Origin of the sequence: Brakhagea slesvicensis, from assembly GCF_052161625.1 — a bacterium.
Lineage (GTDB): Bacteria > Planctomycetota > Planctomycetia > Pirellulales > Pirellulaceae > JBKCUI01.
Genome location: NZ_CP197412.1, coordinates 3,302,199 through 3,327,142, shown reverse-complemented (window position 1 = coordinate 3,327,142; position 24,944 = coordinate 3,302,199). Strand labels below are relative to the sequence as shown.

Genomic DNA, 24,944 nt, shown 5'->3' with positions numbered 1-24,944 from the left:
ACTGAGAATCCCTCTTTCCTACCTGCCAGCGACAACAAGTCATGAAGCGAAGAAATTTTTTATCGGGCACGGCGTCGGCCTGTGCAGCGAGTGCGGTATTTCCAACTTTTGCCATTGGAAAGGAAGGGAAATCGGCCAACAGCAAAGTGAATGTGGCTTTCATCGGATCGGGAGGTTGGATCGCACAACAGCCATACAAACAGGGTTGCGGCGAAGAAAACTTGGTCGCCTTTTGCGATGTGGACAGCGAGCATTGCGCTGAGAATCTCAAAAGCTGGCGAACCACTCAGCCCTTCTTCGAAGACTTTCGAGTCATGCTGGACAAGATGGGGAAGGAGATCGATGCGGTGGTGGTATCGACGCCCGACCATACTCACTTTCCTGCAACGCTGGCAGCGATGGAACGGGGGATTCATGTCTACACACAAAAGCCCCTGACGCATAACATCTGGCAAGCACGCACCTTGGTCAAAGCAAAGGAACGTTATCAAGTCGTGACGCAGATGGGGAATCAAGGGCACGCAGGGGATGGAATTCGACAGTCGGTGGAGGCTTACCGCGCTGGGCTTATCGGCGACGTCACGCAAGTCTTCTGCCGCAACAGCGGACCGCAGATGGGTGGTCAGCACTTTGCGAACCCTTCGACCATGCCCCCTCCCTCTGCGCCCATCCCCAAAGGGCTCGCTTGGGATTTATGGTTAGGCCCGGTTGCGGAGCGTCCCTTCAGCAGCGAGTATCACCCCTTGAAGTGGCGATCGTTTTACGACTTCGGTCTCGGCATGCTCGGTGATTGGGGCTGTCACACCTTGGACACGCCCGTGTGGGCTCTCGATTTGGATCCGCCCACCGCCATCGAATGCTTAGCTCGGAAAGAATCATTGGAAGGAGTCATCCCGTCCGGTAGTCATGTTCGTTTTCATTTCCCGGCCAATGATCGACGTGGACCGGTAACACTCGATTGGTTCGATGGTCCGCAAGATTGGAATCAAGTCGGTCGGATCGACAAGTTCGGTGCAGAGAACGCCACCCACAAGGGGCTGGCCTGCTGGATGGTGGGAACCAAGGGATTGCTAGGGTGTGGAACCCATGCGGGAGTGCCGACGCTTGCAGACGAAGCACTTCATCAAGCTTGGTTAAAGACCCCACCTACAGCGACGATTGCTCGAGTCGCAGGAGGACCGTTTCGCGAATGGCTAAGAGCGATCAAAGGAGAAGGCCCCGAGCCAGGTTCGAATTTCTCTTACGGTGCCAAGCTTACGGAGATCGTCCTACTTGGAGTGCTCGCCCAACGGTTCAATACTCGCATCCAGTGGGACGCAAAATCAGGGAAAATCACTAATCATCCTGAGTTGAATGCGTTCGTTAAAGAACCAGCTCGCGCGGGGTGGCAGTATGGCGAACAACTTTGGGCTTAACCCCTGCGATTCACGCACTCCCGTTCCCTCCTTAACCAAGCAATGCGACCTCTCTATGAAACAGATCTCGAATTCCCTCATCGTCTTTCCTCTCCTGGTGTCGTGGATTGGTTCGCTCAACGCAATTGTTTTGGGTGAAGATAAAGTCTGGACAGATCCCGTTGTCGCTTTGAAAGAGGACCCTGACTTCCGCGTTCAAGGAGAATACGCGAGCGATGCGATGGGCGCTCAAGTCGTCGCGCTCGGGGCAGGAAAGTTCGATGTTTACATACTGACAGGGGGACTGCCAGGTGCGGGATGGGAGCCAGGTAAGGATCGAATCAAATTATCGATCCAAATCGACGGGAACGAAGTGCAACGTTTGGATTCTATCAGCGGCATCACCTTGAAGTGGAACGGCCAGCAATGGTTGCTCACGACATCAGATGGTATGAAACATTCACTTGCACCGGTGGAGCGAAGCAGTCCGACATTAGGCCAAGCGCCACCTCCCAACGCGATCGTCTTGTTCGACGGCTCGTCGACAAGCGAGTGGTTGGGTGGGCAGTTGAAGAATGGGTTACTCCAAGCCACGGGAACGACGACCAGACGGACATTTGGAAACTACCGTTTGCATCTCGAGTTTCGGACTCCGTACAAGCCATTTGCTCGCGGTCAAAAGCGGGGAAATAGCGGCGTGTATCACAGCGGCCGTTGGGAGACTCAGATTCTCGATTCGTTTGGCCTTGATCCTCAAGACAACGAATGTGGCGGCATCTACTCCATTGCCAAACCACGCTGCAACATGTGCCTACCCCCTCTGGCCTGGCAAACATACGACGTGGATTTCAAGGCCGCGAAGCTGGATGCGTCAGGAAAGCGGACTGCTTGGCCACGCATCACCGTGCGTCTCAACGGGATCATCATCCACGACGATCTGGAATTGAAAAAAGACTTCACGACATCCGCACCTGAGACCGGTCCATTGACGGGACCGCTGGGCCCCATCTTCTTGCAAGAACACAGCAATCCTGTCGAGTTTCGCAACATATGGATCGTACAGTAGAATCTGGCATGGGCTCCGTCGAGCGGTCCGGTATTGTGTGACTTGTGGCCCGGCGTCCAATTTCTGATAGCAGCCCCTCTCCATGAAATATGTCATGAATCGATTTCTCATCGCCTTCGGCGTTTTGGTTTGCTCGATGGCTTCGCTCCCTGCATCCGAGCCAGTTGCAGACAAGCCGAACATCGTCTTCTTTCTTGTTGATGACTTAGGTCAGCGCGACCTTGGATGTTATGGAAGCACGTTTTATGAAACGCCAAACTTGGATCGCTTGGCCAAGGAGGGAATGTTCTTCACCGACGCCTATGCCGCTTGCCCGGTCTGTTCGCCGACGCGCGCCAGCATCTTGACCGGACAATGGCCACAACGAACAGGGATTACCGATTACATTGGCGCCCCGTTGCAACCCAAGAATTGGAAACGCAATACGAAACAACTCCCTGCACCCTACTCGGATCGGCTCGGCCTCTCCGCACCGACATTGGCAAAATCGCTGAAGAGTGCCGGCTATGCAACTTTCTTCGCTGGGAAGTGGCATTTAGGTCCCGAGGGTTGGTGGCCCGAGAACCAAGGTTTCGATATCAATCGCGGTGGAATCGACCGAGGGGGCCCTTATGGAGGGAGCAAGTACTTTTCGCCATACGGCAATCCTCGCTTGCCCGATGGCCCCGAGGGGGAGCACTTGCCTGATCGGTTGGCAACCGAAACGACGAACTTCATCGAAACGAACAAAGACCACCCCTTTTTGGCATACTTCTCTTTCTACTCTGTTCATACACCCTTGATGGCCCGAGAAGATCTCCAAACGAAGTATGAAGAGAAACGCAAACGACTGGGGCTTGAAGAAAAGTGGGGCCGCGAATTCGAGAGAGATGTTCGATTGGTTCAAGACCACGCGGTTTATGCCGCCATGGTCGAAGCGATGGACCAAGCCGTGGGAAAGGTTCTTGCGAAAATCGACGAGCTAGGGCTCCGAGAGAACACGCTCGTCATCTTTACCAGTGATAACGGCGGACTATCCACCAGCGAGGGTTGGCCGACATCGAACTCCCCGCTCCGAGGAGGGAAGGGCTGGCTTTATGAAGGTGGTATCCGCGAACCGCTCTTGATTCGCTGGCCGAAAGTGATCCAGCCTGGAAGTGTAAACACAACCCCGGTAAGCAGCCCAGACTTTTTCCCGACGTTGTTGGAGGTAACGGGACTTCAACCCGATGAGAATCAGATTCTCGATGGAACGAGTCTCATGCCCCTGTTCCGTGGCGAGCCAATTCCGAATCGTTCGCTGTACTGGCATTATCCTCACTATGGCAATCAAGGAGGCGCGCCGGGTGCAGCGATGCGCCATGAGAATTGGAAACTGATCGAGTGGTTTGAAGACGGGCGCACCGAACTCTTTGATCTTTCCAAAGACATCGGTGAGCAAGTAAACCTGGCAGCGCAGGAGCCCGTGAAAGCAGCCCAGATGCTGCAGGAGTTGCGAGCTTGGCAGAAGGGTGTGGGTGCAAAGTTTTCGACTCCCAATCCCGCATACGATCCCAGCAAACCAAACGGACGAGCCGCCAATCGCCCTGTTCCACAACCGAAGCGATAGTTGGGGGTAGAGGGTGGGTGGTGGGTGGTGGGTGGGACAAGGTTGACAAGGTTGTCCCTCCCTCACCCAACTCCACCATCTCATCATTTGCTCGGCACTTTCACGCATCGGAAACCGACGTGGTTGCTGGTCGAGCGGATTTCCCCTTTTCCGCGCGTCCCAAGTAGATACCGATTGCAATAAGAATCGCTGCACAGAAACGATCCACCTCGGTGAACGCGTTTCTGTTGGCCCGGTTCTTGGGGGTCAAACGAGTCCTCAGGGCCAATCGGGTTCACGGCAACTTTCCCGGTCGCCTTGAGAGTGCTGTAGTAGTCCTCGCGGTACCAATCGCTGATCCATTCCCAAACGTTTCCGCTCATGTCATAGAGGCCATATGCATTGGGCTCGTATTGCTTGACCGGGGCGATACCAGCGAAGCCATCCGACGCGGCATCTCCGTCTCGAACGGGAAAGGCGCCTTGGTAGTAGTTCGCAAAGTATCGATCTTGAACTCTCGCCGAGTTTCCCCAGGGATAGAGGTCCCCCGCTTTTCCGCCGCGCGCCGCAAACTCCCACTCTGCTTCGGTAGGGAGTCGTTTTCCGGCCCACATCGCGTACGCCTCAGCATCTTCATAGGCGATGTGCACCACTGGATATGCATCGAGCCCGTCGAGGGTCGACTCGGGCCCCAAAGGATGCTTCCAGCAAGCCCCTGGCACATACTTCCACCATTGCAGGAATTGGTCCAAGGGAACGGTCCCATCGGTGGGTTGAAAGACCGCCGACCCCGCGACGAGCAATTCCTCCGGAACTCCCGGCAACTCCTCGGGCGTTGGCTTTCGTTCTGCGATGGTGATGTAACCGGTTGCTTCGACAAAAGCGCGAAATTGTGCATTGGTCACCTCCGTTTCGTCCATCCAAAATCCATCGACATACACGCGGTGGATCGGGACCGTATCCATGGTGGTACCAGGTGTGCCACAGAGCGATTCATTCTTCGATTCACACCCCATCGAGAACTCGCCACCTGGGATCCATCGCATCCCTGTTGGATCCGATGCGGGGGCCGCGACGGCATTTTCAATCGTTGGAAAAAACGAAGCGGCTTGAATGGCCTCCAACTGTTCTCGCTGGAGAACCACTTTGCTTCCCCCGCCTTCATTCGGTGCATCGATTCGTTCCGCATTGAACAGCGATGGAAAAGCAAAGTATGCAATCAAACCGAGTCCCACCGCTCCCCCTGAGACGATTCCCCATCGCAAAAAGGTAGATATCCCATTTGCCTTGCTAGAAGAGTTCGACTGGGTCGAGGAAGAGGATTTGGTTGGCATAGCGAGGTTCCAGAGAGGCTGGGTTGTCGTTCCGCGCTGGTTCCTGGGAGGATCAGAACCGCTGCTGCGAAAGTTGATTGGAGATTTCGAAGGCGATCTCGAGCGCTTGCTCGTAGTTCAATCGCGGATCCAGCTGGGTTTGGTAAGCCGACTCAAGATCGGATTCCGTTAACCCGCGTGAACCTCCGACGCATTCCGTGACATCTTCGCCGGTCAGCTCCAAGTGAGCGCCACCGAGCGTGGAGCCGCAGGCGCGGTGGATGGCAAAGGACAAGCGAAGTTCATCGACAATGTCGTCGAACCGACGTGTCTTTCGACCACCCGCGGTACTCACGGTGTTACCGTGCATCGGATCGCATACCCAAAGGACGGCCTTTTGCTCCCGAAGAACTGCATCGATCAGCGGTGGGAGTTGAGATTCGATTTTGCTCCTCCCCATGCGGTGGATCAAGGTAAGGCGGCCCGGCTTGTTCTCCGGATTGAGTTTGTCGATCAGTTCGATCAATTCTTCCGGCTGGATCGATCCTCCGATCTTCACCGCGACGGGATTTCGGATACCCCGGAAATATTCCAGATGGGCACCGTTGAGTTGCCGAGTCCGCTCCCCAATCCATGGAAAGTGGGTTCCCATATTGTAGAAACCGATGCCACGTACGCTTTCTCGAGTCAACGCGGTCTCGTAATCCAGATGGAGCGCCTCGTGCGATGTGTAGAAATCCACTCGCTTCAATTCTGGAGTCGATTCATGGAGGATTGTTTCCATGAAGCGGATCGAGTCCCCCAGCGAGCGGACCAATTCTTTGTACCGCTCCGCCGCCTCTCCCTTTGCCGTGTTCACGAACAGAAGGTTCCAGTTTTCGGGATGGTGCAAATCCGCGAATCCTCCTTCGCTCAGCGCTCGGACAAAATTGAGGGTCAACGCCGAACGCTCGTAACCGCGAAGAAGTCGCAGCGGGTCAGGTGTGCGCGCCTCCGCCGTGAATGGATATCCATTGACAATATCGCCCCGATAGCAAGGAAGCGTAACGCCGTGCTGGGCCTCTGTGTCGCTTGAACGAGGCTTCGCATATTGCCCTGCCATCCGACCGACTCGGATGATTCTTTTGCGAGCCCCGAAAACGATGGCCAAACTCATCTGCAACAACAACTTGAGTTTGCTGGCAATCGGCTCGGTCTGGCATTGTTCGAAAGTTTCCGCGCAGTCTCCACCTTGCAGAAGCCAAGCTTGCCCACGCTGCGCCAAAGCGATGTCTTGGTGAAGACGATCGATTTCCCAACTGGTCACCAACGGTGGCAAGGTTTTGATTTGCTTAACAACTGCAGAAAGTTGATCCGAATCCGGATAAAGCGGTTGTTGAGCGGCCGGAAAATTCTTCCACGAACTCGGCGACCAAGCTTGAGACATAGGAGAAGGAAATGTTGAGGGTGGGCCGAAAGAATCGGCCGGCGGATGAAATTCGAACGATTCTAAGATAAACCCGATCCAGGGTTCTCGTGAGGGCAAATTGTTGTGAGGGCTGAATTTAACGCTCGGAGCGCATCCGGCATGGATTCGCCTCCAATCCCTTAGAAAGCTTGACAAGCCGGTGGAACTCCCATAGATTCCCACCGTGCACTTTTGCCGCAAATCATTGCGGCAATTCGAGATAACGTCAATTGACTACGACATATGAAACACCTCCAAGAGATCGCGCGCCGCGTGCGCCGTCCGGAAGAACAACTTCGTTTCCCTAGCGAATTGCTCCTTCAAGGCTACGAACCCAACTATCTGGCGAGCTATCGCCCCGACGAGTTGGGGAATATGGATGAACGAACGCTATCGACCTTGAAGCGAACGTTGCAACAATTCGAACGGCTTGAGACACACCGGAGCAAGGTCATTGCGGCCTTGGAAAAGGATTCGCTTTGGAGCGAAACCATCGCCGAAGTTGTGAACCAGGCAAGTTCGATTGCGGAAATCGATACCACCATCCGCCACATTCGCGCTCGGAAAAATGCTCGGAGCATTGCGGAGAAATGTCCCGCGGCCCAATTGATCGGGCAGGCCATTTTGACGATGCAGTCCGAACCTCCTGCCGATTTCCAGGCATGGGTTGCTCAAACGGCATCGATCCCCGCCGAACAAACTGCGGAAATCATCGAGCAAACCAAGCTCTGGATGACGCACTTGCTCAGCGAAGACCTTCGGCTCATGCGAGAACTGCAGCAGTATGTTCTCCGCAAAGGCAGCGCCTCGGTGAAGGTTCTCCCCGAGCCACCCAAAGGAAGCGATGCAGAAAAGCGACTGGAAGCATCCGAAGACCATGGCTCGGTGCCTGCCGAAGCCATGAGTACCGGACCTGCGAATCCCCGCGCCGCAGCCGATTCGGCTTCATCCGAATCCCCAATCGCCGAACCACACGCCGATACTCCGGTCGCGGGCTCTTCCGGTGAGGGCGCTTCCGGTGATGTCGCATCCAGTAACGAGATTCCAGCCGGTCCCACATCGGAGGATCTCCAGGGTCCAGAAAAATCTGGCGTGCAGGAAACCGTAGCAACCGAGACCGCTGACCTCGAGCCTTCCCTCGATTCGTCGGTCGCTCCGTTGATCGCGGAGTTCAATCAAGGCAAGAAACCCTCCAAGCCGATCAAGACGAAGAGTCTTTCGGAAAAGCAGCTTTCGCCGCGACAACGACGTCGACGCTGGCTTCGGAGCATTCTCGAGTCCTATGCAAGACTCAAGAAACCTGTCGGCAATATCACTCCGTATCAGATCTTAATGCTGGCCCGGGGACTCCGGTCCCAGATCATCCAGCTCAATATCGATTACGACAAAAAGCCTTTGGTTCAAATGTGCCGCGAGGCGCTTTGCCCCGGCCGGCACCCCATGCACAGCTTCCTCGTAGAAGTCGCTGAGTCCGCGCTGCATTCGTTCTTGCTACCTCGCGTGCATCAGGATGTCATGGCTATCCTGGAGGAGTACGCGAATGAAGAATTAACAGAATCCGCGGTCGCGCACCTTCAATCATCGTTGTTGCAACGCCCCATTCGCGGGCATCGTATCTTGATGATCGATGCAGTCGGTCCCAAGATGGCTGCCGCCGCCATCGTCGACGCGGAAGGACAGATCGTTTTCACCGGCGAGATTCCTTGCAACAGCAACCGTGCAGACATCGTCGCCCAAAACGTAGTCACGCTCGGGCAATGGGTGCACGAGCATCGCGTTACGTTGATCTCCCTGTCGAATGGTCCCGCTCGACGCTATTTGATACAACCCATTGCTGAGTTGTTAAGGCAATCGAGCGAGGGGTCGCTGTACTGGACCATGGTGGATCGGGCCGGCGCGGACGGCTACTGCAACTCGCGTATCTGCCTCGTCGAGCTTCCCAACATTTCCCGCCGTCACCGGGCTGCGGTGTGGCTAGCTCGACGCTTGCAAGATCCATTGCAGCAGATTCTCAAGGTCGATCCGTCGCGATTGCGCCTGGGTTCTTACCAACGAGAGCTGCCGCAATCCGAATTGGAACTTGCCCTTCGCGATGCGGTCTCATCGGCTATTTCGCAATCGGGTCTAGACGTTTTCACGACAGAGCCCGAAGTTCTTCAACGCGCACCCGGTATGAACTTGGCCGCGGCCAAAGCGGTTTCTGCAGCTTGCCGTGAAGATAAAATCACCGACCGCGACTCGCTCCTCGCCGTTCTCAAAGAACAACTGACGGATATGCAGGCTCGCCAAGCAATTGGTTTCCTGCGTGTCTACGGCAGCGATAAGACATTGGACGCCACCACCATCCATCCCGACGACTACCGACTTGCGGAACGGTTGATGGAACATGCAAGTTTGCCGGTCCCTCCCGCGGCGCCGGAAGGCTGGGTCAAACCGAACTTCCAAGCGATCGCTGAAGCGTCTGCGGCCGCAGACGAGGCATTTGCAAAACAGCAGGCCGAATTCGGAGCTTCGCTCGATGCCGAGCCCGAACCATTTGGATTGGAAACAACCCCGGATGCGGGAGAGACCACGGATTCGCGAGAGACCACGGATTCGCGAGAGACCACGGAGCTGACGGAGCAGTCAGTGCAGTCCGAGGAGTCGAAAACGGCTTCTTCCGAAGTAGCGAGCAGTGAATCTGCGGTAGAGAATACGGCCTCCGACGAAGTCCAAACGCCGGAAGCTGCTTCCGATGCTTCCTCTGGCGATTCGGCTCCCAACGACGAATCCAACACAGCTCCGGCTGGACCAGCGGTTGCCGTGCCGCCGATCGAGTCATCCCCTCGCATTCGCGAAGCACTCGCGATCGACATCGAGCGGTTGGCGCGCAGTTGGCAGGTCGGACGAGAAAAAATGCGAAGGGTAGCACATTGCTTACACTCCCCGTTCGAAGACGATCGCGAGTATTCCTTCCCCGTGCCGCTCGTCAGCAAATTCCCGAAGCTGGATACTCTCAAGGCGGGTGATATGGTGCAAGCGCTCGTGGTCGGCGTTACCGACTTCGGCGTCTTTGTCGACCTTGGCCCCGATTGCAGCGGATTGATCCACATCAGTCGGATCACCCCGAATTACGTCGAGGATCCGCATCAATATGTCCAAATGGGCGACTTGCTCACCGTTTGGGTACTGAGTATCGACGAGAAGCGAAAACGAGTGGCCTTGACGGCCATCCCACCAGGCACTCCTTCTCGCCGTGAGCAGGCTGGATCGCAACCCCGATCCGAAGAGGGCCGGGGCGAACGCCGAGGGGCATCGAATCGAGGCGACAACCGAGCCCGCTCCGACGCTCCGCGTTCCGAGGCTGGGGAACGAGGTCGAGGCGATCGACCCACAGGTGATCGAGGTAGCCCGCGAGGGGGCGGTCGCAACGACCGAGGCCCTGGCGGAGCCCCACGAGGCGGGAATGATCGCAATCGAAACGATCGAGGCCGAGGTCGCGATTACGAACAAAACGCTGCACCGAGGCGAGCCCAACGAGTCGATCCTCCGAAGCCGATCACGCCTCTTACCGATGCGATGCAGCAAGGCAAGGAGCCACTCCGATCGTTCTCCGATTTGATGCAGTTCATGAAGAAACCAAAGCCGGAGTCCGAGATCGTGCCGGAGCAAAGAGGATCGGAGCAAAACGGAGCCGAGCCGGCGCCGCCAGCGACACCTGCTCCCGACTCAAACGCGACTCCGAGTCAACCTTCCAACGAGTCGACGCAATCGAGTGACGCACCTAACGGCCCCGTTGCCTAACCAACGAACGCCCCCGTTACCCAACCATCGGTGCAATCATGAGTGATTTTGAGGAGAGACTCAAACAAGCCGCAGCGCGCGGTGCCAACCGCGCGAGCCAGTCGATGAGCGAAGCGGAACGAAAGAAGGCCGAGCAAGAGGTCTTGAAAGGTCTGCACAGCAAGTATCGGCTGGTTCTCTCCGAACGGATCGAGCAGGTGATGCGCAAGGTCATCGATCTGTTTCCCGGATTCCGATTCCAAACGGTTTTCGGGGAATCGGGTTGGGGCGCCGCCTGCCTGCGAGACGATTTGGTTTTGCGGAAAGGTCAGCGAGAGAACCGCTACAGCCGATTTGAGATGGCCGTGCGACCGCTGAACGAGTTCTATGTCCTGGACTTGCAGGCAAAGGGGACAATCGCCAATCGAGAGCTTCTCACCCGCAGCTTCTATCAACCGCTCGCCGAAGTCGACATGGACAAATTTAAAGAGCTTGTCGAGCAATGGTCGCTCACCTACGCGGAACTCTACACGGCCAATCGCTGAGAAGGTTCGAACAGGGAATCGTCCTCGATCCCCATCCATTTTTTTGATCTATTTCCGTGGACCGCGATCAACGCAGTGTCCGCGCCGATCGCGCGGACACCGTTTGAAACGCTGTTATCGATTAGGCTTCATCGAGGATTTCGACGGCCTTGAATTTCTCCCCTTCGAGCATTTGAAGGCTTGCGCCACCACCGGTGCTAACGTGGGTCACGGAATCCGCGAACCCAAGTTGTTCGATCGCAGCAGCGCTATCGCCACCGCCAATGATGCTCACTGCGTCGCTGTCGGCAACCGCCTTGGCCACCGCCACGGTTCCTTGATCGAACGGAGGCATTTCGAATACGCCCATGGGTCCATTCCACACGACGGTTTTTGCCGAGCGAACGATGGCAGCAAACATCTCAGCAGACTTGGGACCGATATCGAGCCCTTCCCAGCCATCGGGAATCTTTCCCGCCTCGACAACTTGTTTGTTGCACTGGCTATTGAAGTCATCGCCGCAGTGGGTATCGACGGGAAGAACCAGCTTATCCCCACCCTTGGCGATCAGCTCTTTGGCCAACTCGACCTTCTCTTTTTCCACGAGGCTCTTTCCGGTCGATCCACCTTGTGCGAGCGAAAAGGTGTAAGCCATTGCGCCACCGATAATGACTTTGTCACAAACGCTGAGCAAATTGTTGATGACGTTGATCTTATCGCTTACTTTCGCTCCGCCGAGGATCGCGACGAAGGGTCGAGCGGGGTTTGCAATCGTATCGCTGAGGTACTTGATTTCTTTTTCGACTAAGAATCCAACCACCTTCGGCTTGCTCCCCATTGCGAGGGGGACGGCGACCATGGAGGCTTCTTCGCGGTGGCAAGTGCCGAACGCGTCGTTGCAATAGATATCGGCCCAGCCTGCCAGTTTTCCAGCGAACTCCGGATCACCGGTTTTTTCACCAGGGTTGAACCGAACGTTTTCCAGGCAGACGATGTCCCCATCCTTCATGTTCGAAATGGCGGCTTCCGCTTCCGGGCCAACCGTATCGCCGGAGAAGACGACCGGCTTTCCAAGAAGTTCAGCCAATCGGTCTGCGGCTGGCTTTAAAGTGTATTCAGGTTCAGGGCCCTTTCCTTTGGGGCGCCCCAGGTGGCTCATCAAGACGAGCTTGCCACCTCGATGGACGACCGATTCGATCGACGGCAGCGCCATGCGGATACGGCGATCATCCGTGATGGCTCCCGAATCGTCCTGCGGGACGTTGAAATCGACTCGCATCAAAACGACTTTGCCTTTGCAGTCTACTGCGGAGATACTCTTTTTTGCCATCGGATTCCCGTTTCTTAGGAGATTGGTACGCTGAGAAGCGAGTATTCTTAAACGGATTGCCCGGGCTGTCCAGACGCACCCGGGCCCCTGGTATGGTTCGAAATGTCTTCAAATGACGGAGGAGATGCAGATGAGGTTCCGCTTGCTGTCGCTTGTGATTTCAGGTTGGCTTTTGGCGAACCAGGGACTCATGGCGCAGACCCCTCGCTCCGAATCGGTACCGCAGGCCATCGGAACATACGACCGGCCCTTCGGACCGATTCACCAGAGCCGATCGGTGATCACCGCTAAGAAAGGGATGGCCTGCACGAGCGATCCACGGGCAACCCAAGCAGCCATTGAGATCCTGCGACGAGGTGGAAGCGCTGTCGATGCTGCGATCGCTGCCAATGCCGTTCTCGGTGTCGTCGAACCGATGAGCTGCGGGATGGGCGGCGATCTTTACTCGATTGTATGGGACTCCCGCTCCGGATCCTTGCATGGTCTCAATGCGAGCGGCCGAAGCCCAAAGAATCTTGATCGCGACGTATTTCGTTCGAAGAATCTCAAAGAAATCCCCCTCTACGGTCCTCTTTCCTGGAGTGTTCCTGGCTGTGTCGCGGGTTGGAGCGATCTGCATCAACGCTTCGGTAAACTCCCGATTGCAGAAGTCCTCGCACCGGCGATCCAATTGGCGGAAGGGGGCTTCGCCGTCTCCCCCGTTATCGGAGGCTATTGGAGCCGCGCCGTTCCCAACTTGAAGAAACATGACACGTCCGCAGCGACGTATCTCCGTCCCGACGGGAAAGCCCCCGAGGTCGGCGAAGTCTTTCACAACCCGCGACTTGCGGCCAGCTATCGACAGCTCGCATCGGACGGGTGGATGAGCTACTACACCGGTTCCATCGCAGACCAGATCGTCCAATACAGCCAAAAGCAGGGCGGGTACTTTACCAAAGAAGATTTCACCCAACATGCCAACGAATGGGTCCAACCTGTCTCGACGAACTATCGTGGCTTCGACGTTTGGCAGATTCCACCCAATGGGCAAGGCCTGTCGGTTCTTCAGATGCTAAACGTTCTCAAGCGATTCGATGTCAAGCAAATGGGCTGGGGATCACCTCAGTACAGCCACTTGTTCATCGAGGCAAAGAAGCTAGCGTATGCGGACCGTGCCAAATTCTACGCGGACATGGCATTTGAAAAGGTACCTGTCGAAGCATTGAATTCCGATGCTTATGCGGAAAAGCAAACCGCCCGCATCGATCTCCAACATGCGGCGATGCAGGTTCCAGCCGGTGACCCGAAACTACGCGACGGGGATACGGTTTACCTCTGCGTCGTCGATAGCGATCGCAATTGCTGTTCGTTGATCCAAAGCAATTACCATGGATTTGGAAGCCAAATGGTGCCCGGTGAACTAGGATTCGCGTTGCAAAACCGAGGCAATCTCTTCTCCCTTTCCGCCGATCATGCCAACCGATTGGAACCTGGAAAACGCCCCTTTCATACCATCATCCCTTCTATGGTCACCAAGGATGGAAAACCGATCTTTGTCTTTGGAGTCATGGGTGGCGACATGCAACCGCAGGGACAAACACAAGTTCTCGTGAATTGGATCGATTTCGGTATGAACATCCAAATGGCCGGGGACGCGTCGCGTATCCGGCACGAGGGGAGCGCGACCCCAACCGGTACCCCGGAAGACCCCAAAGGCGGAACCGTTCATGTCGAGTCAGGTCTTCCCAAGGAGACGATCGACAAACTCCGTACGATGGGACATAACGTGGAGTTCAGCCGTACCTCGATGGGTGGCTATCAAGGAATCTTGATCGATCACGAAAAAGGAACACTTCAAGGCGCGACCGAAAGTCGAAACGATGGTTTGTCGCTCGGATTGGATTAAAAAAAGACACCATGACAGGTCCTAAGTGGATAGTTCTCTTCGCCGCTTGCTTCGGTTTTATCGGAGTGGCAATCGGCGCGATCGGGGCGCACGGTCTTCCGGAGCAACTCAAGTCGCAAGGCTTCGAACCGGACGTGGTGGCAAAGAAACTAGAGCAGTGCGAGATCGGCGTGCGATACCAAATCGCCCACGCGTTGGCCATGCTGGCGATCGGTCTCTCTCCCTTGCCCGGTCGCTCCTCCCTGGCACGCGCCGCATGCGGGATGTTCCTAGCAGGCATCCTCTTTTTCAGCGGCGGTCTCTATGCGATCTCTCTCGCGGATACCATCGGGCACTGGAGCATTGTCCCCCTTGGAGGAATGATGTTCTTGGTAGGATGGTTTTTACTATTCCTATCGGCGTGCCGGATATCGTCGGACACCGACACGCGATAGCAGTACGACATCACGACAGTCGGCCAATTCTCCATCAAGGGATTTATTGGCGAGATTGCGGTGTCACTTTCAATCGAAGAGTTTGCTCCCCTCGCTTCACGACGATCTCGGTTTCCTGCCCCGCCTTGATCGCCTCGATGGCAAAGGTGTAGTCGTAGATATTCTCGACCTTGCGTCCGGCCAATTCGATGATGATGTCCTTACCTTGAACTCCTGCTTTGGAAGCGGGACCATCTTTGGCGACGCCTGAAAGCATGACCCCTTTGATATCCCCCTGCGCATAGTCCGGAATCGTTCCCAGATAGGCCGTCATCACCGCACGTGCACCTTGGTTTTCGGGAGCGGCTTGCTCTTGATACTTCGGCGCATCGGATTGCGTTGCCACCGAGCGGGCGATAAGTCCCATCAACTTCGCAGTCGACGCGGCTCCTTCGTAGTTGAGAAGTTCCGGCGTATCGCGGGGGGTGTGGTACTCGCTGTGCGACCCTGTGAACGCAGAAAGGATCGGGACACCGTCGAGGAAGAATGTACTCGCGTCTGTTGGGAGGTAGCTATCGTTTTGCAGCGTCAGTGGGAGGCCGACGACGGCATTGCGTTTCTCGACTTCTTTGGGCCACAAATCGGACGAACCGATCCCTTGCAGGACCAAGTTATCGCGAAGTCGACCGACCATATCGAGATTGAAGCAGGCGATTACCGCCGGATAGAGTTTGCCCGCACCTGGATCGGTCATGTGTGGGTAGAGCTCAAAGAAGTGGTCGGAAAAGTAAGCCGAACCTAGTAGCCCCATCTCTTCCCCCGACCATGCGGCGAACAATACGTCGTGCTCAAGGTTGAGTTTACCTGCCTTCTTTTGAGTAACCATCGACTGAGCGATTTCGAGCATGGCAGCTACCCCGGAAGCATTGTCATCGGCACCGCGATGCATGCCCCCTTTCTCATTGTCGAGGGCTAAGCTGGATCCGCTGGAACCGACACCGAGGTGGTCGATGTGCGCACCGATGATCACCATGCTTTTCGCGGGGACATCACCAGCCATAAGAAGTCCCAACGCATTTCGGCCCGTTCGTTTGACCTGTTGGATATCGGTCGTACAACTCACGAAAACATCCGGAAGAGCGAATCCCATCATCATCTCGCCTCGATCCAGTTCCTTTTGCAGATCGAGCAATTTGTCCTCGCTCTTCTCAAACCACTTCTCGGCAACGGCATCGGTTACGCTGATCGCGGCGATGCTGGTTCCCGATAAACTGCCATCGACTTGGAGGGGCACGAGCTGTTGGCGCACGCCGCTGTTCGGTCCGCTCACAACGATAATCCCCTTGGCACCTCGATCGCGTGCGGCCATCGCTTTGAAACGAAGTGAGCTGTAGCGAGCAAGATGCTGGCGACGTTCTGGTGTGATATCGCTCGGCATTTGCCTGAGGACCATCACCCATTTGTTCTCGACGTCGAGATGGACGTACGAATCGTATTCCGCTTGATCCCCGTCGCGAGGTGCAACGATCCCATATCCGGCGAAGATCACTTCCGTTGGCTCGATCTGAGTGCTCTTCGAAAAGACCAAAGGTCGCCAGTCTTCGTTCAATTTCCAATCGGATGATCCCGAATCCAACGCATTGGATTGCGCCAACTCGACCCCGGCAGTGAAGGGAAACTCTTGAAAGAAATCACCCTTGGCCCCACCAGGTGCTAGACCGAGGGAATCGAGATAGCTGGCCACGTAGGCCGTCGCGAGCCTCTCTCCCTGGGTTCCCGTCAGTCGACCTCCAAGTTCCGGCCGACAGAGAAAGTCCACATGCCTCGCGACGTCTTGCGCTCGGTAATCGGTTTCCGTCGCGCCCGCCGCGTCTCGAGCTGCTGACCGGACCGAATCCAGTTGGTTAGGGGTCGGCTCTGCAAGTTCATTTCCTGGAAGGACAGACGTTTTATCCAGCCCCAAGACTTTGCGAGCGGTGTCGTGATTCCAATCCGCAATATAGATTTGAGATCTCTTGTCGCTCGAGCGATTGGATGTCCAAGCGATCTGCTTTCCATCGGGAGTGAAAACAGGCAGACCATCAAAACCTTCCGTGGAAGTAATTCGCTGAGGAGCCTGCTTACCTGCTGCATCCACGATATAGAGTTCGAAATTGGCAAAGCCTTGGAGATTCGTCGTAAAGATCAGGTATTCGCCAGAGGGATGAAAGTAGGGAGCCCAGCTCATCGCCCCGAGAGTGGTGAGACGTTGGATGTCGGTCCCATCGACATTGGCAGAATAGATCTCGGCTGTCGCACCATCTTCGGAGAATCGGCGCCAGCAAATCCGCTTGCCGTCCGGCGAGAAAAAGGGGCCGCCATCGTATCCGAACACATCGGTGATCCGACGGACGTCAGACCCATCGCTCTTCATGACATAAAGATCCAGTGCCGCGGACGGATCGTTGGCGAAAATCGCTTTCTCACGATCGGTCAGAGCACCTTCGAAGGCACGCCGATTGGAACTAAATGCGATCAACGAGCCATCGGGTGAGTAGGAGGCCTCGGCGTCGTACCCTACCGCATCGGTTAGTCGCTTGTATGCACCCGACTTTCTATCCCATTCCACCAACTCGAACGCGGGATCGTAGTCCCAGCTATACCGTCGCGTCTGTCCTGAAGCGCGAAAATCGAGTTCGTCCTTTTGTTTCTTCAGGGAGTCGGGATCGAACTGGGTGGATGCGAACAAAACGCGCTCGCCATCCGGATGGATCCACGCGCAAGTCGTCTTGCCAAAACCGGGGGAGACCCGTTCGACATCCCCGGTTTCGCGATCCATCAAGTAGATCTGGTAGAAAGGATTTTCTTTGTCCCGTTCGCTCTGAAAGACCATCCAGCGTCCATCCTGACTGAAGTACCCCTCTCCAGAACGGAGTCCATCCAGGGTCAATTGCCGCGTCTTGCTGAGGAACTTCGATTCATCGACATCGGGAGCCGCGGGCTCTTGGCAACGCCCGATCTGGGTGACGAACAAACTGATTACCCAGAAGAAGGTGGCGGTCCGGCGGAGCTGTCGTTTTGGTGTCATTGTTTTGTCAAAGAGAGCCATGGTAGGTCGGTCGGGAGGGAGCAATACGCGGCGAGATTGTAATTGTTGCAATGCCAGCATTGCAATTTTTACAAACGCCGATCGCGATTTGGAAACCCTTGGTCCACGTCGACGTCCGATTGGGAGGTTTAGAGGTCCTAGGTAAACCCAGTGTAGCACTCGAGCAACAGGAAAAGGAGAATCCCGTTCAACCACTGACCTTGGCACGGCATGTGCATCTACTGAGAGATATGAGCTGATGCTCAAAGGGGTCCCGGTGGAACTGGGATACGGTCTGAATCGGGAGAGTTGACCTGGTTCGGATTCCTGAACATGGAGGTACCGTGATCTTAGCGGCGTCCAAGTTTGAGATAATCAAACGCAGCGGATAGACCTTTCTACAAGGTTAGGCCCACCTTTCACGGATCGAAAGGGCCTGCCACGGTTGTCGAGAAGACAGTCGAGGCAGGCCCTTTTTCTTTTGCATTCGCAAGGTCGAACAGGAATAGTGCGAACCAAATGCGCGATGATTATCCGCGCCTGTGGTATCATTGCACCCAACCAGCTTCGGTTCGCCGCCTGGGAAAGCAGATCCGCTCGTGCAGTGGATCCGCGACGGCATCGAACCTTGGAGCGGATCCTCCTCTAGACGCTAATCGCAATATCGACCTTGCATGCCCTTTCGAATTCTCTGTGCGGACAGTAGCGCGATCGCCCAACGTGGTATCGATTCGCTTTGCAGGCAGCACGCACACTGCCGCATCGACCGATTCGTCTCCTCGCGAACAGAGCTCCGCCACGCGTTGGCAGAGGAACATTTCGATGTTCTCGTCGCCGACTCTCGATTGGAAAATGTCGACTTCATGGCTGACGCGTTCGATATTCGGTCTCAGATGGCGGATTTGCGAATGCTCCTATTTACGGAGCACCGTTCGCCGACCGTAGTTGCTCGCGCCGTCGCGTATGAATGCTACGATGTCGTCTTTCGAGATAGCCCTGGCTCCGAATTCATCGAGTCACTGCAGTCGCTTGAACAGGGCCGTCCACCCGAACGATCGGTTTTGGTCCAATTCCGTTCTTTTATGACCCGCCCCGAGTGGCCATCGATTCCCAAGGCACCTTTTTTGACCAAACGGGAAACACAGATCGTCGCGTTGCTAGGATTGGGCCTTAGCAATCGCGAGATCAGCTTGACCCTGCGAATTGGTATCGAAACGACCAAGGAACATGTGCGAAACCTGCTTCGCAAAACCAAACAACCCGACCGCACTGCAATTGCCGTGTGGGGTCTGAAGCAACCATCGCTTGCCGCTTGCATGCCCATCCTGGAATCCAGTTCCAGCTGGGCAAGCTCCACCGCTTGACACCGGAACACCAACGCAAACCAATAGTATGCGCGACCAGTCTATCAGACTACCGGTCGATCGTTGTCGGGTGGTAGGCGCTCAAGAGGATTTTAAGAGGTCCTTCAAGACAACGAACAGTGCATCGATTTGTTCATCGGTGCCAACGCTCATTCGCAATCCATCGGACCAGCGTGGATAGTTCATGTATCGGACCAAGATCCCTCGCTGCTTGAGCGCTTCGTAGATCGGCTTCACGGGTCGATCCGGATGGGTACTCCACACGAAGTTGGCATGCGAGGGCAAGACATCGAACCCGAGCGCTCGCAATTCGGTTTCCATCCTGCCTCGTGTGCTACACACTTTCGCGACATTGTCACGCAACCAAGCTTGATCGGAAATGGCCGCAGTCGCACCTGCGAGGGAGAGCATGTCGGTATTGTATGAATCCTTTACCTTCCTCAGCGTGCCGACAATCTCGGGGTGAGCGATGAGGTAACCGAATCGCAGCCCCGCTAAAGCGTACGATTTGCTCAGCGTTCGCGTTACGATGATCTTGGGATTTCGCTGCACCAGTCCGATCGCATGGTTTGGAGCAAAGTCGACGTAGGCCTCATCGATGACGACCGGGCAAGGAGCCCGATCCGCTAAGTCCAAGATCGACTCGTGATCCACCATGGTTCCGGTCGGGCTGTTCGGGTTGGGGAGGTAGATCAGTTTGACGTCTGGCGAAATCGTCTTGAAGGTTTCAGTCAGCTGAAAGTCCTCGGAGAAGGGGACTTCTTCGAATTGAGCCGCCTGGAGTTCCGCCAAAGTGCGATAGAGGATGTAGCTCGGGTAAGGGAGCCGCAGTTTATCGGAGGAGCCGACGAAGGCACGGGTCAGTACCGTCAAACAATCGTCGCTGCCGTTGCCGCAAAGAATCATCTCCGGATCGATGCCGTGAACATCGGCCGCGGCGCGCCGGAACGCGGTTCCCAAGGGATCGGGATAGCGTTCGAGCCGTCCTGCCGCAGACTGGATCGCTTCGAGGACTCGATGCGAAGGGGGATAAGGATTCTCATTGGTATTGAGCTTGATCGCTTTTCCCGTCTGTGGCTGCTCCCCTGGAACGTAGGGGCTCATGGCTTGGATCTCGGGCCGAAACATACCTTGAAGAAGGGACGAGAGAGATTCTGCTGTTTTGTCCACGGAAGTCGCTTTAGAGCAAGGAAGAAAACGTCGGTCACCCTATCCTAACCGAACGTTCTGGGAGAGTCTAACGACGAAGCCAGGAGTCTTGCGTCCTAACGGGCTGCGCGAGAAGGGGTGGCTCGGAGGAGTAGGTCGGAGCCCCCATCGTTTGCGAGGCAATCATTCCGGGCTGCGCGAGCATTATGCCGGGCGAAACCGATTCCATACTCGGCTCCTGCAAGGGTCGAACAGGGTCGCTCAAGTGTGCGAACGACATATCGAGCATCGATTGCAAACGCTGCACTTCCGCATTGGCGGCATGGTTCTCACGAATCCGACCAAGAGTGAGTCGAGCCGAAACCAGTTCGCCGATCCGATGCTGAGCTCGCACTATCTGAAGATGCTTGTCCACCTCCTGCGGCGGCAATCGCTCCGATGCCTTGGCCAGTGCGTCAGACGCCTCGTCGTGACGCTGGAGATCCGAAAGAGCCAGACCACGATGAAGAAGGGCTACGGGGTCGTGCCGTGCCGTGTCGTGCAGGTCGACCATTCGGTCGAGTACTGCGAGCGCCCGTTCCGGCTTTCCAATATTGCGATAAACCTCGGCCAATGCCAACTGCACCTTGGGATAGTCGGCTTGGATCAGCAACGCATGGTGGTAGCACTCCATCGCTGTCGCCCACCGCTTTTCGGCAGTGTGCGTATCCCCGAGCAGCGCCCAAGCGGCTGCGTGATTGCGATTGGCAGCCAACACGGATTCCGCCGTCTTCCGAGCTTTGAGGTGATCCCCCACCTCCAAGTACATCTCTCCGAGCTTCACAGCGTATTCGGGATTGCTTCCCGACAACCGAAGGGATTCCTCCATGTGCTGAATCGCTTTGGCTTTATCCCCCCGCTCCCACAACGTGGATGCGTACCCCCAGTGGGCCCGTTCATCGAGCGTCGACTGCTTGAGCGCCTCCGAGAACAGCAACTCGGCATCCTGGTATCGCTCCCGTTGGATCGCGTCGGTACCTCGCAGTGATAGCTGTCGGGCTTGAACAAGCTTCTGGTTCGCCGAACGATCTCGAAGGGACCGGCACCCCACCGAGGCCATGACGACGATACCAAAAAGGCAGAACGTCAGGGCGCAGCGTCTCCCCCCTCTGCCAAAGGGCGAGGTTGGAGGTGAGAGCGTCGGTAAGATTTGGCCCCAACAGTTCAAATCCAGGGATTCCGTTCCTCTGTAGACCTGTGTTCGCGCGAGCATCTTTTTCGCTCGATCGATCGAGCAAGACTCTTCGCTCGACAAATAACAGGTCTCACAGAGGGATTCAAGTGAATCTGCGCAATCTGGATAGCTAGCTTAACGCGCCAACATCGATTGCTGCAGGACGGCGACGTGGGGAGATTGCTCCTCGCTAATCGCGATGGCTAGCCACCCATCTCGCATTTCGAACTGAGAGACAGCCAACCCGGCAACCCGTTCGTCACGAAGCAGCGACTCGGCCACCATCGGAACCGATTGGCGATTCGACAAGATTCGGTCAAAGATCACTCGCAGTGCCAATCGATCGCGAGACGCGAGCTTGTGCCCGTCGGTGCTGATAACCCCATCTCGCTCAAGTTCGGCGTTCAATCCGCTGATCTTCGGTGCGTAAGACGCTCGCACGACAAAGTTCTTCAGATGGATTCGACCTGGTTCTTCCAAGGAATCGATGCGAAGAGTCAACCACAGCTTGTTGTGCTCGAACTCAACCGTGATGGGATTGTTGGCATGGAATCGGATACGAACATCCTTGGCCTGCTCAGAATCGATAACATAGCGGGGTTGCTGAAGGAGTTCTGCGATCTGATCGGCCAAATCCTGGGCCGTCCATTCCCGATCGGCCGTTGCGATCTGGCTCGCTACGTTATTGAACGCCGACTGATGGACTTGCATGGAAATCAGACTGTCGGAGGGCGCGATCGGACGGGCGGTGTGGGCACCGATCTGGTGCTCGCTCGCGACTCGGTACCGAACAATCAATCTGCTATCGGTCGACTGCATGTCCATGATCATCGGTTGCAAGCTTAGAACTTGCAGCGGCCCGAAGAGCCGGGTCTCGAGCTGGGCTTGGGACTCAAGCAGTTTGCTGTTGAGTTGTGAATCGAATTCCCGATCCGTCTCTTTGGCAATCGTGCTCTGCATGATCCGTTTGGCGATCGGGCGCGATTCTACGAATTCCTGATGCGCGATATTGCGAACGACATCTCCCAAGATGGGCAAGTTATCCCACTCGGTGGAAAACTTTTTCAGCGAATCATTCGACTGCACGGTCGCAGGCTTTCCGTCCACTTGGAAACCGGTGGATTGGATTCGGATTTCGCGAACCGACTGAACGCTTGCACGGGAAGCGTTGTAAAAAGTCGCGCCATTTCGACTGGATCGGGTGTTGCTAGATATGTCGCCATCCAACTGAAGGGCAACTTTCCAAGCCGAAGGGTCCTCGACGAAATCCACTCGCAATTTGGTCGAAATCTGACTCGCCCCTCGCGTATCGGCTCCGAGAATGGTTTGGCGTACCGGCTTTTGAGTAAACGATTGCTTCGGCAACATGCGGTTCGCAAAGTCTTCGGAGACCGCGATTCGGATATTGGCATTGCGATAATGGGCGGCCAAACAATGGCTGATCGCAGCTTGCTCGGGATGCTCCGAAAATCGAAGCGACTGAATGGCTTCGGCCAAGCTCAGACTGCTGCGGTGTGTTGGGTCGGCTTCCAGGGTTTCTACGTCCTGCATCAGTCGAACGTAATCCACGGGCCGAATGGTGAGCGGGTGCATCAGGTCAGCCAGATCGTGCACTTCGGGGGACGTGAGGATCGCCCGCTGCTCGTCCAATGTATTGGGGTTGAGCACGCGAGCCAAAAACTCTCGCGCCAAAGCGACTTGCTCGTCATCACCGTGTATTCCCTCGGCCGCCATGCCGCGCACACGATCCAACAACAAATACTGCTTCCAGTTCGAAGCGTCGCCCGTTTTCTGAAGTACGGACTCGAGTGTTGCAATCTTGTCCCGCACAGCTTGCGAGCTGACTTCGTGCTGACGGAGCGATACAAGCTGCTCGCCGCGTGCGACGCAGTCATGAACTGCCATCCAAACCGACGCCCGCCGCTCGATGGCATAAGCTACGCGAAGAAGCGAGCTGGAGAATGGCCCGTTCTCCACAGTATCTTGATTGGAGATTTCTGAACATCGAAGACCACAGTCTCGCAAGAACTCGAGATGCCCACGCGAACGCTCGTCTTTGATTTCAACCTGAACCAAAGCTTCGAGTGCTTCTGAGATTTGATTCAAAGCGACGCGAGCTTCATTCGACCGCTCCATCTCCACGATCGTGAAGGCTTCGAGGAGCAGATTTCGCAACTGGGGTGATTGCGGCCAAGTCCTTCGGCCGGAAGGTGCATCGATATGTTCGATGGATGGTGGGGTGCGGTGGATGGACGCGGACCAGTTGTCGCGAGCTGTGGAGACGAGCGAAGTTCTGACTTCGACGTCTTGCGCGGCATCCGTCGCGATCTGCACGGGATCCCTACCGTAACTCGGCGATGGGAGCAAATCTTCACTTGGATGGCGAATGGGTGCCATGAGCCGCACACCGGCAGGTGGTTCAAGCAATGCGATCGAATGGGTGTATTCTCGGCGGTAGTCGGTCCAAGCCTGGGAGGCGAGCACCTGTTCGAGCGGCTCGATCTCCAACGGAATATTGTCCGTAGCGATACGCTTCGGCGACTTTGGCATTGTCGAAACCGTGAGCACAGTCGTGCGCGGGTCTCGATAGGAGACGCCGCGATGCTGCGCGACGTTCCCACCTACGTAGAATAACAACAACAGGCAAATCGCAACGAGAATCGCATAGATCCATCCCCTTCCGCCGCGAGTTGTCTCTCGTCTCATACTCATTCCCTCAGTAACCACCCCGACCAGCTAGCTGGCAAGGTGTCGTTCGATCCTTGAACACCGATGACGCCTACAACAATCCTGTCGCAGGGGTGAGACCGGTCCTCTTTCGTTTTCGGTTCGAGGGGTGGCCAAGATCGAACGGGAACTGTGTGGATTGTTGATACTCGTGCGCCATGTCGCGCCACTCGTTCTGATTGCACAAGCGAGGGTAGCAAGCGAAAGAATAGCGATTACTAAAATTTGGAGAGATGCGCGTCCTTTTCCCTCATCACCAGAATAGAAATTCCTCGCCAAGGCGCAAAGTTCGCAGCGGGTGGGGTGAGGTCAGGACAGGAAGTACGAGCAGCACTCTGAAATCCGGCAATGCCCCTAATCCTGGGCCCCACCAACCAAAATCCGGATCCTTCCCGTGGCGAGCGTGGCGCCTTGGCGCGCCCCTCTTTTGCATCAGAAGAGAAGAAATTCCTCGCAAAGGCGCAAAGTTCGCAGCGGGAGGGGTGAGGTCAGGGCAGGAAATACGAGCAGCAAACTGAAATCCGGCAATGCCCCTAATCCTGGGCCCCACCAACCAAAAATCCGGATCCTTCCCGTGGCGAGCGTGGCGCCTTGGCGCGCCCCTCTCTTGGATCAGAAGAGAAGAAATTCCTCGCAAAGGCGCAAAGTTCGCAACGGGAGGGATGAGGTCAGGACAGGAAATACGAGCAGCACTCTGAAATCCGGCAATGCCCCTAATCCTGT

At 55.9% G+C, this 24,944-nt stretch carries 16 protein-coding genes; 9 read left to right on the top strand and 7 right to left on the bottom strand.

What is annotated here, in order from left to right; translation table 11 throughout:
* Nucleotides 1–41 precede the first annotated feature (41 nt).
* The 3 genes from SH467x_RS12590 to SH467x_RS12580 all read left to right on the top strand — a co-directional run bounded on the left by SH467x_RS12590 (nt 42) and on the right by SH467x_RS12580 (nt 4,048).
* The gene (locus tag SH467x_RS12590; RefSeq protein WP_482367464.1) at nt 42–1,415 is read left to right on the top strand and encodes a Gfo/Idh/MocA family protein; all 1,374 of its coding nucleotides are present in this window, start codon (nt 42–44) and stop codon (nt 1,413–1,415) included.
* A gap of 55 nt (nt 1,416–1,470) precedes the next feature.
* Entirely contained in the window at nt 1,471–2,460 is a 990-nt protein-coding gene (locus SH467x_RS12585) for a 3-keto-disaccharide hydrolase (protein WP_482367463.1), read from the top strand.
* Between the two features lie 94 nt (nt 2,461–2,554).
* Nucleotides 2,555–4,048, top strand: coding sequence for a sulfatase (locus SH467x_RS12580; RefSeq protein ID WP_482367462.1), 1,494 nt, complete (start codon nt 2,555–2,557; stop codon nt 4,046–4,048).
* 83 nt (nt 4,049–4,131) lie between these two features.
* On the opposite strand, the gene SH467x_RS12575 is transcribed toward SH467x_RS12580, so the two are convergent.
* Entirely contained in the window at nt 4,132–5,361 is a 1,230-nt protein-coding gene (locus SH467x_RS12575; RefSeq protein WP_482367461.1) for a formylglycine-generating enzyme family protein, read from the bottom strand.
* A gap of 52 nt (nt 5,362–5,413) precedes the next feature.
* Nucleotides 5,414–6,766, bottom strand: a complete 1,353-nt coding sequence (locus SH467x_RS12570; RefSeq protein WP_482367460.1) for a class II 3-deoxy-7-phosphoheptulonate synthase — start codon at nt 6,764–6,766, stop codon at nt 5,414–5,416.
* A gap of 264 nt (nt 6,767–7,030) precedes the next feature.
* On the opposite strand from SH467x_RS12570, the gene SH467x_RS12565 reads away from it, so the two are divergent.
* Nucleotides 7,031–10,570, top strand: coding sequence for a S1 RNA-binding domain-containing protein (locus SH467x_RS12565; RefSeq protein ID WP_482367459.1), 3,540 nt, complete (start codon nt 7,031–7,033; stop codon nt 10,568–10,570).
* A gap of 38 nt (nt 10,571–10,608) precedes the next feature.
* Nucleotides 10,609–11,094, top strand: coding sequence for a hypothetical protein (locus tag SH467x_RS12560; RefSeq protein WP_482367458.1), 486 nt, complete (start codon nt 10,609–10,611; stop codon nt 11,092–11,094).
* 121 nt (nt 11,095–11,215) lie between these two features.
* Here SH467x_RS12560 and SH467x_RS12555 read toward each other — a convergent pair whose 3' ends face one another.
* Nucleotides 11,216–12,403 (bottom strand): phosphoglycerate kinase, encoded by a 1,188-nt coding sequence (locus SH467x_RS12555; protein WP_482367457.1) that lies wholly within the window; start codon nt 12,401–12,403, stop codon nt 11,216–11,218.
* A 130-nt stretch (nt 12,404–12,533) separates the two neighbouring features.
* On the opposite strand from SH467x_RS12555, the gene ggt reads away from it, so the two are divergent.
* Together ggt and SH467x_RS12545 are read left to right on the top strand one after the other, a co-directional pair.
* Complete coding sequence (gene ggt / locus SH467x_RS12550) at nt 12,534–14,288, top strand: gamma-glutamyltransferase (RefSeq protein WP_482367456.1); 1,755 nt, start codon at nt 12,534–12,536, stop codon at nt 14,286–14,288.
* An 11-nt stretch (nt 14,289–14,299) separates the two neighbouring features.
* Nucleotides 14,300–14,722 (top strand): DUF423 domain-containing protein, encoded by a 423-nt coding sequence (locus SH467x_RS12545; protein WP_482367455.1) that lies wholly within the window; start codon nt 14,300–14,302, stop codon nt 14,720–14,722.
* Between the two features lie 43 nt (nt 14,723–14,765).
* Here SH467x_RS12545 and SH467x_RS12540 read toward each other — a convergent pair whose 3' ends face one another.
* Nucleotides 14,766–17,768, bottom strand: coding sequence for a M20/M25/M40 family metallo-hydrolase (locus SH467x_RS12540; protein ID WP_482367454.1), 3,003 nt, complete (start codon nt 17,766–17,768; stop codon nt 14,766–14,768).
* A 71-nt stretch (nt 17,769–17,839) separates the two neighbouring features.
* Here SH467x_RS12540 and SH467x_RS12535 point away from each other — a divergent pair, with 71 nt between their 5' ends.
* Nucleotides 17,840–18,028 (top strand): hypothetical protein, encoded by a 189-nt coding sequence (locus SH467x_RS12535; RefSeq protein ID WP_482367453.1) that lies wholly within the window; start codon nt 17,840–17,842, stop codon nt 18,026–18,028.
* Nucleotides 18,029–18,442: 414 nt separating this feature from the next.
* Entirely contained in the window at nt 18,443–19,132 is a 690-nt protein-coding gene (locus SH467x_RS12530) for a response regulator transcription factor (RefSeq protein ID WP_482367452.1), read from the top strand.
* 81 nt (nt 19,133–19,213) lie between these two features.
* Here the strand turns inward: SH467x_RS12530 and hisC are convergent, their stop codons facing one another.
* The 3 genes from hisC to SH467x_RS12515 all read right to left on the bottom strand — a co-directional run bounded on the left by hisC (nt 19,214) and on the right by SH467x_RS12515 (nt 24,200).
* Complete coding sequence (hisC, locus tag SH467x_RS12525) at nt 19,214–20,260, bottom strand: histidinol-phosphate transaminase (RefSeq protein WP_482371370.1); 1,047 nt, start codon at nt 20,258–20,260, stop codon at nt 19,214–19,216.
* A gap of 109 nt (nt 20,261–20,369) precedes the next feature.
* Nucleotides 20,370–21,380 carry a tetratricopeptide repeat protein gene (locus SH467x_RS12520; RefSeq protein ID WP_482367451.1) on the bottom strand — a complete coding sequence of 337 codons (1,011 nt, stop codon included), beginning with the start codon at nt 21,378–21,380 and terminating at the stop codon, nt 20,370–20,372.
* A 249-nt stretch (nt 21,381–21,629) separates the two neighbouring features.
* Nucleotides 21,630–24,200 carry a hypothetical protein gene (locus tag SH467x_RS12515; protein ID WP_482367450.1) on the bottom strand — a complete coding sequence of 857 codons (2,571 nt, stop codon included), beginning with the start codon at nt 24,198–24,200 and terminating at the stop codon, nt 21,630–21,632.
* Between the last annotated feature and the right edge of the window lie 744 nt (nt 24,201–24,944).